Here is a 12,475-nt window from a genome sequence, read left to right as displayed (position 1 = left end):
CATCCTGGCCGATCGAAGCGAAATGGTCATAACGCGACACTCCGCCCACACGGCACGGTCAAGGATGCGTCAATCGGCGCCAGAACCCGGAATCACCCAGGTGCCACACGCCAGAGGCGCCCACCGCGACCCGCACGGTGAGCGCCCCGGCCCGACGAAGGCGACGCGAAGGCGACGCTCAGAGCAGCCCGTCCCACAGCTGCTCGAGAAGCACCGACCACCAGCTCTCCGGCGACGCGAGCGCCGCCGGGTCGAGCGCCGCGAGCTGTGCCTGGAAGTCGACCGTCCAGCGGCCCGCCTGCTCGGGGTTCAGCCCGAACCGCAGCCGCCACATCCGGCCGAGCAGCGCCAGCGAGCGGACGAACTCGGGCAGCCCCGAGTTCACGAACTGCGGCGGCACCGACTGCCCGCCGGGACCCGCCTCCACCGGCACGGCCACGATGTTCGCGGTCCCGTACTGGACACAGATCGCCCGCCCGAAGTCCGAGCCCATCACCAGATACGAACCCGCGTCCGCGGCCGGCCGCACCCCGCGCTGCTGCGCGAGCTCCGCCAGCGTCGGCACCGGCTGCCCCGGCACGGCCTGCGCCCAGAAGAACGGCCCGAAGTCCACCGGCAGACCCGCCCACACCAGGGTGACCGCCACGACCTCCGGCACGCCCTGACGCGACACCGCGCGCTGGTCGAAGCGGAACACGCCCTGCGGACCGAACGCGCCCGCCAGCTCGTGCGCCACGCCCTCCGGCGGCAGCGGCGGCACCGGCTGCACCGCCGGAATCGGCGCCCGCACCGGCTGCGGCCTGGCCGGACCGTCCGCGACCTGCGCCAACTCGCCCTGGTGGGTGAGCAGATGCTGGACGCCCTGCCGACGCGAGCCGTGGTCCTTGCCGTACGGGGCGACATGCGTGATCCGCACCTGCGGCCACTGCTCGCGGATCATCCGCGCACAGTAACCACCCGGCAGCTCGCACGACTCCAGCTCCGTGTGCAGCTCCAGGACGTGGTCGGCGGGCACGTTCATCGCCCGCAGCTCGTGGAAGATCTGCCACTCCGGGTGCGCGGTACCGGGCGCCGAGCGACGGATGAGCTGCTGCTCGGACCCGTCGGGCGCGCGATAGCGCAGCACCGCCTGATACCCGGGGCCGACCGTCGGAAGCCCCGCCGGGGGCTGCTGCGGATAGCCGTACGCGGGCGGCGCCTGCGGCCCGGGCCCACCGGGCGGCACACCGGGCGGCCCCGGCGGCAGCGGCGCACCGGGCCCGCCGGGCCCCATCTGCGCGGGCCCCGCCAGCATCGTGGCCGCCTGGTGCACCCCGCCACCGGGCACCCCGGGAGCGGCCGGCGGCTGCGGTCCCGGCTGACCGGGCGGACCGGGAGGCAGCGGCTGACCCGGCGCTCCGGGCGGGCCGGGCGGCATCGGCGTGCCCGGGCCGCCCTGGCCGGGCGGGCCCACGCGGTTGGGGTCCGCGAACATCGTCGCGGCGTGGTGCACCCCGCCCGGGGGCGTACCGGGTGCACCCGGAGCACCGGGCGGCATCGGGGCGCCGGGAGCGCCGGGCGGCCCAGGGGGCAGCGGCCGGCCCGGAGCACCGGGCGGGCCGGGCGGCACCGGAGCGCCCGGGCCGCCCTGACTCGGCGGGCCCACGTGGTTGGGGTCCGCGAACATCGTCGCGGCCTGGTGCACCCCGCCCTGCGCGGGCGGCGGCGTCGGCGCCGCCGAGCCAGGCGGCTTCGGCCCCTCGGGGCCGAGCTGCGAGACCAGCTGCGTCGGCAGGTAACCGCCCGCAGGAGCGCCCGGCGGCGGAGTCGCACCCGGCGCCGGAGGAGGCACCGGCGCACCCGGGCGGGCACCGGGAGTACCGGGCGCACCCGGCGGCGGCGGAGTCGTCGAACCCCCGCCCCGCGCGGCGCGCGCACCCGGAGGCGGGCCGGCCGCCTTGCTGGTGGCGGCATCCGAGATGTCCCCGGCACCGGCCGCCGGACCCGTCGGCGCGGCCGGGGCGGCCGGCGGCGGAGTCGAACCCTGCGGCGCCGCCTGCGGGTTGTACGCGGGCGCGAGCGCCGTCGGCGGCAGCTGACTGCCCCCCGCCATCAACGCCGTCTTCGCCTCGGGCAACACCCTCGGCGGCGCGGCGTCCTCACCGTCCGTACCGGAGAGCGGCGGCGCGAACACCGTCGCGGGCAGCGGCACCGAACCGTCGTCCGACCCCGCGTTGGTGTCCGTCCCCGCCCACGGGGTGGCCCCGGCGGGCGCACCGGAGGCCGAAGCCGCCGACGCGGGCTCGGGCCACGCGGGCGCGGCCGGTCCAGGAGCGGGAGCCTCGGGAGCGGGCGCGACGGAAGCCGGACCACCCTGGGACGCACCGGAACCGGAAGCCGAAGGGGAAACCGCCGAGGAGCCCTCGCCCCGCCGGTCCGGGATCCCCAGCTTGTCCGCCGCCTCCTGGAGCCACTCCGGCGGACTCAACAAGAACGACGTCTGGTTCAGGTCGATCCGTGCCGGCGGCTCCGGCGCGGCCGGCACGTCCTCGGGAACCCCGTACTCCTCCTCGTACCGCCGGATCACCTCACCGACCGGCAGCCCCGGCCACAGCGTCGCCTCGCCACTGTCCCGGGCGATCACCAGACGCTGCGCGCCGCCACCGCCCGAAGGGCCGTTCTCGCGGTCCTCCGCCCACACCACGAAACCCAGCTCGAACTCCCGCACCCGCACCTCACGGTGCTGATACGCGGGCACATCGCCATTGATCCACTCTTCGGCACGCTCCTGCGCCTGAGCGAAAGTCACCATCGGCCGGCTCACTCCCCTACCGAGGACGTCTCGACGGCGCGCGCGAAGCCGCCGTCCACCATCAGATTCGCCACGGTCTCCAGCTCCGGCGGATTGCCCGCCAGCCGCGCGAGGAACGCGTCGAAATCCTCACCGCAGGGCAGCAGCAGACGCTCCACCCGCTCGTTCACGCTCAGCCCGTCCTGATCCCGCGCGTCGTCGTACGCGCAGAACCACACCGAACCGACCGCCGAACCCTTCACCTTCACCGCGAGCAGCCCGCCCTGCACGAAGGCGACGCCCAGATAGTCCTTGGTGAGGTGGTCCCGCAGACACTTGTTGATGTAGACGAGGTCGTTGACCGCCGCCTCGTCCCGCACCGTGAAGAACGGCTGGTCCACCAGGAGGCCCAGCTCCGCGTCGAGCGCCGCGCCCACCGGGGCGCAGCCCCCCGCCGCCTTCAGGAACGACCGGTAGGCGCCCGGAAGCCGGTACCCCAAGTCCTCCTCCACGCCCAGGAGTTGGGACTCCGTCACCGACACCGAACCCTTCGGCAGACCGAAGTGCGCGGGCCGCGTCTCCTGCAACGGACGCGTACCGCGCTTGTCGTGCTCGACCCGCGCCGTCGCCAGACCGCCGTAGTGCCGCAGCAGCGCCTTCACCTCGACCGGCACCAGTTCGAGACGACGGCCCCCGGGCACGTGGTGCCACGTCCAGCCGTGCGGCGTCGCCACCGGCGCCACCGTGTCCCACAACTCGTGCCCCGCCGCGGCCAGCGCCGCGTTCGCCGACACGTAGTCGGTCAGCCGGAGCTCGTCCACCCCGAAGCCCTCGGGCGGCTCCGCGATCTCCGCCGCCGCACGCGCGTACGCCGAGAAAACCGGGAAGCCGTTCTCGTCCACCCGCACCCCTCTGGGATGCCGGGAGGCCCGGACCGGATCCGGGAAGTGCACGACCTGCCCGGCATAGGCCGCGTTCGGTGGCGCGGCATGCTGCCCGAGCCGACCTGTCGTCATGGCGGTTGCCCCCTGCTGCGTGCTGCTGCGTCTGGCTGGTGGGACCAGAGTATGCGGTGCCGCAATACCGGCGGCCGGCCCCGCAATTCGGTCACCAACCGTCACCCGCATATCACCCTGCGCCCGCGACGCGCGGCTTATCACGCCCCAGCTTCCGTATCAGCGCCCGCATTTGGCAGGCTGTCACCGCAACTCGGGGGCGCTGACACGTGCGGCTGAAGCCGCCGCCAGTGGGAGGAACACAGCACCATGCACACCGCACCAGGCGAAACATCCGCAACAAGCGCGATAAATGAGACACCCGCGCCCGGCGACCCGCGCCTGCGCTGGAGCGCCGCCGCCACCACCGCCACGCCCTTACTCAGACACCGCCGCGACGGCATCCTCCCCGCCATCGCCGCCGCCCTCTCCGTCCGCGGCGAAACCCTCACCTGCACCGCGGGCAAGGGCGAACAGCCACCCGCCCTGCACCCCCTCGTCCAGGACTACCTGGACACCCTCACCAGCGGCCAGCGCGAACGCTTCACCGGCCGCTGCCCCGAAGCGATCCTGCTCTCCCGACACCTGACCGCCGTCGAGACGGCCCGCTCCAAGCGCGCCCAGCGCAAACCCCTCACCCACGGCGAAGCCCGCCGCGCCCTCAAGCACGCCAAACTCACCGCCCGTCGCATACGCGAGGACGGCGACCCCCTCCACGGCAGCTACGCCCCGCCCTGCCGCTCCTGCGCCGCCCTGCTCGACCACTTCGGCGTCCGCAGCGTCGAACCCTGACCGACCCCCACCCCGCCGAACTCACGGAAAGGCCGCGGCCGATGCCGGACGTCTCCACCACCCGCTTCCCCGTCCCCGTCGACGCCGCCCTGCGCACCGCCGGCTGGCAGCCCGGCCGCTGGGACATCCGCCAGGCCGAAGCCTGGGCCGACGTCCTGCGCGCCCACACCTCCCCCGCCGGCCACCGCCACACCGTCTTCCCCGCGGCCGTCGAGGCCTGGGCCGAATTCGGCGGCCTGCGCCTCACCGCCCCCGGACCCGGCCGCCGCAACGCCCCCGCCGCCCTGCGCTTCGACCCCCTCGCCGGCCTCCACCTCGCCCGCACCCTCGCCGACCTCGGCCGCGCCCTGGAAACCGACATCGCGCCGCTCGGCGAGGAGGGCGACCAGCAGGCCGTCCTCGCCATCGACGCCGAAGGCCGCGTCTACTCCCTCGACCACAGCGGTGACTGGTACCTCGGCCCCGACATCGACCACGCCCTCAACACCCTGATCACCGGCACCCAGCCCATCCGCCTCACCTCCTCCTGACCCCGTCCACCCGTCACCCACACACGGGGCCAGGCCCCCCGCCCCCGCCCGCCCGGGGCGGCCCGCGCCCCCAAAACCCGTTCTCGGCTGCGGACCGTGCTCGCTTCTCGCGCAGTTCCCCGCGCCCCTTTTGCAGCGCCGGGTGCATGGGCATCCTCAGCCCGTCCGGCGATTGAGGACGAGCGCCTTTAGGGCGCGAACGGGGTCTGGGGCGGAGCCCCAGGGTCCTTCAACCCCCGGAGGGTCTCGGGAAGGGGCGGGGTGGGGAAAGGCTCCCAGGGCCCGGGGCCGAGCCCAGGGACTACGAGGCCACCGGGGCCCGGTCGGGCAGGACCGCCGACACCCGGAACCCGCCCGCATCCGTCGCACCCGACACGAACACCCCGCCCAGCGCCTTCACCCGCTCCCGCATCCCCACCAGCCCATTGCCCCCACTGGGCAGCCCCGCATCCGCCGTGACACCGTCCGCCGGACCGTTCTCCACCTGCATCGCCACCTCGGCCTCCCGCCGAGCGAGCCGCACCATCACCTTCGCGCCCGCCGCATGCTTGTGGACGTTGGTCAACGCCTCCTGCACCACCCGGTACGCCGTCTGCTCCACCAGCGCGTCATACCCCCGCGCCTCCCCCTGCACCATCAGCTCCACCACCATCCCGGCCTCCCGGGACTGCCCCACCAGCGCCTCGATGTCCGCAAGACAAGGCCCCTCCTCCGCGGCTGCCGCGGCCGCGGCAGCCGCCGCCCCCACCGCCGCCAACGGCACCGGATCCGCCCGCACCGCCACCGGCTGCTGATCCGCCCGCAACACCCCGAGCATCTCCCGCAACTCCGTCAGCGCCTGCCGGCCCATGTCGCCGACCAGCGCCGCGTTCTTCACCGCCTTCTCCGGATCCTTGCGCGCCACCGCCTGCAACGCCGCCGCGTGCACCACCATCAACGACACCCGGTGCGCCACCACGTCATGCATCTCCCGGGCGATACGCGTCCGCTCCTCCGTACGCGCCCACTCCGCCCGCTCCTCGGCCCGGTCCGCGAGCAGCGACAACTCCCGCTCCAGCGAATCCGCCCGCTCCCGCAACGACTCCATCAACCGCCGCCGCGCCCCTATATACAGCCCGTACAGCAGCGGCGGCCCCGTGATCCCCAGCGACATCACCGCCGACATCAGCGGCACGTACCAGTACCCCGGGTCGTAATCACCCCGTGCCACGCTCTGATGCAGCCTTACGAACGTGACGATGAACGTCCCCGCCACCGACATCCCCGCCAGCAGCGCCGTGATCCGGCGCGGCACGTCCGACGCGGCCAGCGTGTACAGGCCCACCACGCTCAGCAGAAAACCCATGCTGGCCGGCGTCACCGCGATCGAGACGAGCACCACGGCGATCGGCCACCGGCGCCGCAGCACCAGCGAAGCCCCCGCCACCAGGCCGAGCAACACCCCGGCCGGCACGGGCAAACCCGCGTTCCCGGCGAAACCCACACCCTCCAGCGCGCACTCCAGCGCGGAGAACACCCCGAGCGAGACATCCAGCACCGCGCTGCGCCTGCGCTCCCACCACCACCAGCCACGGGAGGTCAACCCCGTGGCTTCCTGGTAAGCCCCCGTTGCGGTCATGGCTCCCAGACTACGGGCGGGCGCGAACGATTTTCCTATGGCTTTCGTCCCGCGCGCGCTCCACAGAATCCGCCCCAACACGCCGTGAAGCGGTACGAATCCTACGATCCGGCGAATCGCCCGGATATTCGAGCGCGCGTCCGGGCGCCGGACGAACGTGTCCGTATGACATCAGCCACACCCGGCGAATACGCCGGCTTCGAGACCCCGCGACAGCCGAAGCGGACGAAGCGCCCGAACGCCAAGGACGACCTGCGCGAGCGGGCGAGAGCGCTCCGCACCCGGGGCATGACGTACGACGAGATCCAGGCCGAGCTCGGCTGCTCCAAGAGCTCGATATCGCTCTGGGTCCGCGACCTTCCGAAGCCCGAACCCCGCTACACCGACGAAGAAAGGCGCGCCCTGATGAACGAGGGCCTCGCGCGCCTGCGCGCGGCCCAGGACGAGCAGCGCCGAGAGACGAAGAGGGCGGCACGCGACGGGATCGGGCGACTGTCCGAACGGGAGCTCTTCATGGTGGGCGTCGGGCTCTACTGGGCAGAGGGAACCAAGGACAAGACCTACCGCCGCACCGAGCAGCTGCAGTTCATCAACAGCGATCCCGACGTGATCAAGGTGTACTTGCGGTGGCTGGAGCTGCTGGGAGTCCCACGCGAGCGGATGCGCTTCCGCGTCAGCATTCACGAGTCCGCCGACGTCGCCGAGGCCGAACGGTTCTGGGCCGGTCTGGCCGGAGTCGACGTCTCGACCTTCCAGCGGGCCACCCTCAAGAAGCACAACCCGCGCACCAAGCGGAAGAACACCGCGGAGGCGTACCGGGGGTGTTTGGTGGTCTACGTGGCGAAAGGTGCCCATCTATACCGTCGCATGGAAGGCGCCTGGTACGGCATAGTGTTGGGTGCCGACCCGGCGACCTGACCAAATGTCCGGTTTAGCCGGTTTCCATCCCCCGTGGTGTAATTGGCAGCACTGGGGCTTTTGGTGCCCTATGTCCGGGTTCGAGTCCTGGCGGGGGAGCTTCGTGGTTTCGGGTCCTGACTGGTACCAGTCAGGACCCGCCGCATTTCCCCCGCCCCCACCCCGATTTCATCCGCGAGACCCCCCGCTATCCTTCGGTTGTCCACCCCCCGAAGCCGAAGGGCACCTCCGTGAGCGCAACCCGCCCGGCCGCCGTCGTCGTCCTCGCCGCGGGTGAGGGCACCCGCATGAAGTCGGCCACTCCCAAGGTTCTGCACGAGATCTGCGGGCGTTCGCTCGTCGGGCACGTCGTGGCAGCCGCCCGTGAGCTGGATCCCGAGCACCTCGTCGTGGTCGTCGGCCACGCCCGTGAGCAGGTCTCCGCCCACCTGGGTGCGATCGACGCCGGAGTGCGCACCGCGGTCCAGTACGAGCAGAACGGCACCGGCCACGCGGTCCGGATGGCGCTGGAGGAGCTGGGCCAGTCCATCGAGGGCACGGTCGTGGTGGTGTGCGGCGACACCCCGCTGCTGACCGGCGCGACGCTGGCGGAGCTGACCCGCGCACACGAGAACGACCGCAACGCGGTGACCGTGCTGACCGCCGAGGTCGACGACTCCACCGGTTACGGCCGCATCGTGCGGGACGACGCCTCGGGTGCGGTGACCGCGATCGTCGAGCACAAGGACGCGTCCGAGGCGCAGCGCGCGATCCGGGAGATCAACTCGGGTGTGTTCGCGTTCGACGGGGCGCTGCTGGCCGACGCGTTGGGCAAGGTGCGTACGGACAACAGTCAGGGCGAGGAGTACCTGACGGACGTGCTGGGGATTCTGCGGGAGGCGGGGCACCGGGTGGGTGCGTCGCTGGCGGGGGACTTCCGGGAGATCCTGGGGATCAACAACCGGGTGCAGTTGGCGCAGGCGCGTCGTCTGCTGAACGACCGGCTGCTCGAGCGGGCGATGCTCGCGGGTGTGACGGTGGTGGATCCGGCCTCGACGTTCGTCGATGTGCAGGTGACGTTCGAGCAGGACGCGGTGGTGCTTCCGGGTACGCAGCTGCTGGGGTCGACGCATGTGGCCTCGGGTGCGGAGGTGGGTCCCAATTCGCGTCTGACGAACACGGTGGTGGGCCGGGACGCGCGCCTGGACAACGCGGTGTCGTACGACTCCGAGGTGGGCGAGGGCGCGACGGTGGGTCCGTACGCCTATCTGCGGCCGGGGACGCGGCTGGGCGCGAAGGCCAAGATCGGTACGTATGTGGAGACGAAGAACGCGTCGATCGGTGAGGGGACGAAGGTTCCGCATCTGTCGTACGTGGGTGACGCGACGATCGGCGAGTACACGAACATCGGCGCGGCCAGTGTGTTCGTGAATTACGACGGTGAGGCGAAGCATCACACGACGATCGGCTCACACTGCAAGACGGGTTCGGACAACATGTTTGTTGCTCCCGTCACAGTGGGGGACGGCGCTTACACCGCCGCGGGTTCGGTGATCACGAAGGACGTGCCGCCCGGTTCGCTGGCCGTCGCCCGTGGCCAGCAACGGAATATCGAGGGTTGGGTGGAGCGCAAGCGTCCGGGAAGTGCTGCCGCGCAGGCTGCTCAGGCTGCGGCCGAGCAGTCGGGCGGGGAGAACTGACCGGATTCGGGTGCACCTTTCTCGGGCTACCGTGATAGGTGCACATATTCGGCTGGCTCGCCGCGAAAGGGACCGCGCGGGTGCAGCAGCATCGAACACGTCTGAGGAGACTGTGCTGTGACCGGGATCAAGACGACCGGCGAGAAGAAGCTGATGCTCTTCTCCGGCCGCGCCCACCCCGAGCTGGCCGAGGAGGTCGCGCACCAGTTGGGTGTGGGCCTCGTGCCGACGAAGGCCTTCGACTTCGCGAACGGTGAGATCTACGTTCGTTTCCAGGAGTCGGCGCGTGGTGCGGACTGCTTCCTGATCCAGAGCCACACGGCTCCGATCAACAAGTGGATCATGGAGCAGCTGATCATGATCGACGCCCTGAAGCGGGCGTCGGCGCGATCCATCACCGTGATCGTTCCGTCGTACGGCTATGCCCGTCAGGACAAGAAGCACAAGGGCCGTGAGCCGATCTCGGCGCGGCTGGTGGCCGATCTGCTGAAGACCGCGGGTGCGGACCGCATTCTGACGGTCGATCTGCACACGGACCAGATCCAGGGCTTCTTCGACGGTCCGGTGGATCATCTGACGGCGCTGCCGGTCCTCGCGGACTACGTGGGCGCGAAGGTCGACCGCTCGAAGCTGACGATCGTGTCTCCGGACGCGGGCCGGGTGCGGGTCGCTGACCGCTGGTGCGACCGGCTGGACGCGCCGCTGGCGATCGTGCACAAGCGCCGTGACAAGGAAGTCGCGAACACGGTGACGGTGCACGAGGTCGTCGGTGACGTGAAGGGCCGTGTCTGCGTCCTGGTGGACGACATGATCGACACGGGTGGCACGATCTGTGCCGCCGCGGACGCCCTGTTCGCGCACGGCGCGGAGGACGTCATCGTGACGGCCACGCACGGCATCCTGTCGGGTCCGGCCGCGGACCGTCTGAAGAACTCCAAGGTCAGCGAGTTCGTGTTCACGAACACGCTGCCGGATCCGTCGGATCTGGAGCTCGACAAGATCACGGTGCTTTCGATCGCTCCGTCGATCGCCCGCGCGGTGCGCGAGGTGTTCGAGGACGGCTCGGTGACGAGCCTCTTCGAGGAGAACTAGCTTGTAGTTGCTGGGAGTTGGGGCCGCGTCCGGTTTCGGGCGCGGCCCTTTCTCATGTCCTCTCGCGGCTGTGGCGCAGGGCGTCGACGGCGATGCGGGCGGCGCGGCCGATGGCGGCGTCGGCGGCGGGCAGGGTCGCGGCGGTGGAGGCGGCGCGGGTGAAGACGGCGACGGCGTAGCGGCCGCCGTCGGGGTATTCGACGACGCCGGCCTCGTGGCGCTGGGTGGGCAGGGTGCCGGTCTTGCCGCTGACGCGTACGTCGTCGAAGGGGAAGCCGGAGGCGAGGCGGTGGCTCCAGGCCTGGACGCCGAGCACGGCGCGGAGTTCCTCGCCCCAGGCCCCCGCGCAGACGTCGTCGCGCCAGATGGCGGTGAGCAGGGCGGTGATCTCGCGGGGTGTGGAGCGGTTGGTGCGGGCGGGGTCGAGGACGGTGAGGCGGGCGACGGCGGCGGGGTCGACGAGGGCGGCGGGTCCGCTGTCGCCGGTGTCGTCGACCATCGTGGCGTAGAGGCCGGCCTGGTTGTGGACGGCGATGGTGCGGGTCAGGCCGAGGGCGTTCATGGTGACGTTGACGGTGTCGAGGCCGAGGTGGTCCCACAGGATGTCGGCGGCGGCGTTGTCGCTGACGGCGACGGCGAGGGAGGCGAGGTCGCGCAGGCTGAGGCGGGCGGCGTCGCGCATGACGGCGAGTCCGGTGGGCCCGGGTGCGCGGGCGCCGGCCGGGATGTCGACGGGGGTGGTGGGGTCGAGGCGGCCGGCGGCGGCTTCGCGGTAGAGGGTGGCGACGAGGCACAGCTTGTGGACGCTGGCGGTGGAGACGGGGGTGTCGGCGGCCAGGGCGACGGTGGCGCCGGTGTCGATGTCGGTGGCGCAGAGCGCCCCGCCGAGGCCGGCGTCGGTGAAGGCGGCGGTGATGCGGCCGCGTACGGGGGTGTTCACAGCGGGAACTCCGATGCGGGGCGGGGGAACAGGCGCCGCTGGGGGGCGGTGGGGACGAGGCCGGCGTGTTCGCGCAGGACGTCGTGGGCGGCTTCGGTGAAGAGGCGTACGGCGGGCCCGTCGCGTCCGGCGGGCCAGGCGGTGGAGGTGCGCCAGGTCAGGGGGTTGCCGCGCAGGGGGCGCCAGGTGGTGCCGGGTTCGGGGGCGGGCCGGGGCACGAGGGCGACGACGTGGGTGCCGGACAGGATGAGGGCGCGGGTGAATTCGATGCCGGCGACTTCGCGTACGGCGCTGGGGGTGCAGCCGTGGCGGGCGCAGGCGGTGAGGGTTTCGTCGTGCAGGGCGGGGGCGGTGGGGCGGGGGAAGAGGACGAGTTCGCGGCCGTCGAGGTCGGGCACGTCGATCTCGGGGTGTCCGGCGAGCGGGTCCTGGTCGGCGAGGAGGGCGCCGAGAGGCTGGTGGAGCTGGGGGCCGAAGCCGAGCCCGGTGGCGGGGCAGGGGTGGCGGACGATGCCGGCGTCGAGGGTGCCGGCGGCGAGTTCGGCGGTCAGCTCGGCGGTGGGCAGTTCGCGCAGGTCGAGTTCGCCGCCGGGGCTGCGTTCGCGGTAGGCGGTGAGCAGGGCGGCGACGGTGGCGCCGCCGAGCTGGGGCGGGACGGCGGCGCGCAGGGTGCCCGCCGCGCCGCCCTGGACGCGGCCGACGAGGGTGCGCAGCCGGTCGGCGGCGTCGAGCAGGGTGTCGGTTTCGGCCAGGACGAGGCGGCCGGCGGGGGTGAGGGTGGCGCCGGTGCGGCCGCGGTCCAGGAGGCGGACGCCGAGTTCGCGTTCCAGGCGCTGGATGCGCTGGGACAGGGAGGGCTGGGCGACGCGCAGGCGTTCGGCGGCGCGGCCGAAGTGCTGTTCTTCGGCGACGGTCCGGAAGTACCTGAGGTGCAGCAGCAGGTCCATGAACAGCAAGAATAGGCGAACGCCTATGGGAGCGGCTTCGATAAGTCCGTGCCGGTCATCGGCCCGGAGTTGATCCAATTGGGCGGCCGGGGGGTGGCCGGGTACTCTGGGTCAGTTGCTCGGCGAGGGAGGCCGTACCTGAGGTACGGCGGTCCGTTATCGACGCGCTCTTCGTAGCAGGCCAGTCGTGGCCG

10 protein-coding genes and 1 tRNA gene are annotated in these 12,475 nt (G+C 72.2%); 6 read left to right on the top strand and 5 right to left on the bottom strand.

What is annotated here, in order from left to right; all coding sequences use genetic code 11:
* Window positions 1-178 precede the first annotated feature (178 nt).
* Together ACFYZA_RS35705 and ACFYZA_RS35700 are read right to left on the bottom strand one after the other, a co-directional pair.
* Window positions 179-2,791, bottom strand: coding sequence for an SUKH-4 family immunity protein (locus ACFYZA_RS35705; RefSeq protein ID WP_388494611.1), 2,613 nt, complete (start codon window positions 2,789-2,791; stop codon window positions 179-181).
* Window positions 2,792-2,799: 8 nt separating this feature from the next.
* The gene (locus tag ACFYZA_RS35700) at window positions 2,800-3,786 is read right to left on the bottom strand and encodes an SMI1/KNR4 family protein (RefSeq protein ID WP_382599863.1); all 987 of its coding nucleotides are present in this window, start codon (window positions 3,784-3,786) and stop codon (window positions 2,800-2,802) included.
* Window positions 3,787-4,035: 249 nt separating this feature from the next.
* Between ACFYZA_RS35700 and ACFYZA_RS35695 the strand changes: the two genes are divergently transcribed.
* A complete protein-coding gene (locus tag ACFYZA_RS35695; protein ID WP_382599861.1) occupies window positions 4,036-4,557 on the top strand; it encodes a YwqJ-related putative deaminase in 522 nt (173 codons plus the stop codon).
* 41 nt (window positions 4,558-4,598) lie between these two features.
* Window positions 4,599-5,087 (top strand): SUKH-3 domain-containing protein, encoded by a 489-nt coding sequence (locus ACFYZA_RS35690; RefSeq protein ID WP_388494610.1) that lies wholly within the window; start codon window positions 4,599-4,601, stop codon window positions 5,085-5,087.
* A 301-nt stretch (window positions 5,088-5,388) separates the two neighbouring features.
* On the opposite strand, the gene ACFYZA_RS35685 is transcribed toward ACFYZA_RS35690, so the two are convergent.
* On the bottom strand, window positions 5,389-6,705 hold the full coding sequence (locus tag ACFYZA_RS35685) for a sensor histidine kinase (RefSeq protein ID WP_382599856.1): 1,317 nt from the start codon (window positions 6,703-6,705) through the stop codon (window positions 5,389-5,391).
* Window positions 6,706-6,870: 165 nt separating this feature from the next.
* Between ACFYZA_RS35685 and ACFYZA_RS35680 the strand changes: the two genes are divergently transcribed.
* From ACFYZA_RS35680 to ACFYZA_RS35665, 4 genes are all read left to right on the top strand, one after another.
* The gene (locus ACFYZA_RS35680; protein ID WP_388494609.1) at window positions 6,871-7,623 is read left to right on the top strand and encodes a hypothetical protein; all 753 of its coding nucleotides are present in this window, start codon (window positions 6,871-6,873) and stop codon (window positions 7,621-7,623) included.
* A gap of 27 nt (window positions 7,624-7,650) precedes the next feature.
* A tRNA-Gln gene (locus tag ACFYZA_RS35675) sits at window positions 7,651-7,722 on the top strand.
* A gap of 131 nt (window positions 7,723-7,853) precedes the next feature.
* Entirely contained in the window at window positions 7,854-9,302 is a 1,449-nt protein-coding gene (glmU, locus tag ACFYZA_RS35670) for a bifunctional UDP-N-acetylglucosamine diphosphorylase/glucosamine-1-phosphate N-acetyltransferase GlmU (RefSeq protein WP_388494608.1), read from the top strand.
* Between the two features lie 117 nt (window positions 9,303-9,419).
* On the top strand, window positions 9,420-10,394 hold the full coding sequence (locus ACFYZA_RS35665) for a ribose-phosphate diphosphokinase (RefSeq protein ID WP_100574128.1): 975 nt from the start codon (window positions 9,420-9,422) through the stop codon (window positions 10,392-10,394).
* 52 nt (window positions 10,395-10,446) lie between these two features.
* Here the strand turns inward: ACFYZA_RS35665 and ACFYZA_RS35660 are convergent, their stop codons facing one another.
* On the bottom strand, window positions 10,447-11,334 hold the full coding sequence (locus ACFYZA_RS35660) for a serine hydrolase (protein WP_388494607.1): 888 nt from the start codon (window positions 11,332-11,334) through the stop codon (window positions 10,447-10,449).
* Entirely contained in the window at window positions 11,331-12,281 is a 951-nt protein-coding gene (locus ACFYZA_RS35655) for a LysR family transcriptional regulator (protein WP_382599848.1), read from the bottom strand. Before ACFYZA_RS35655 ends, ACFYZA_RS35660 begins: the two co-directional genes overlap by 4 nt.
* Between the last annotated feature and the right edge of the window lie 194 nt (window positions 12,282-12,475).

Source organism: Streptomyces sp. NPDC001828 (assembly GCF_042892175.1).
GTDB lineage: Bacteria > Actinomycetota > Actinomycetes > Streptomycetales > Streptomycetaceae > Streptomyces.
This window is presented reverse-complemented; position numbering and strand designations above follow the sequence as displayed.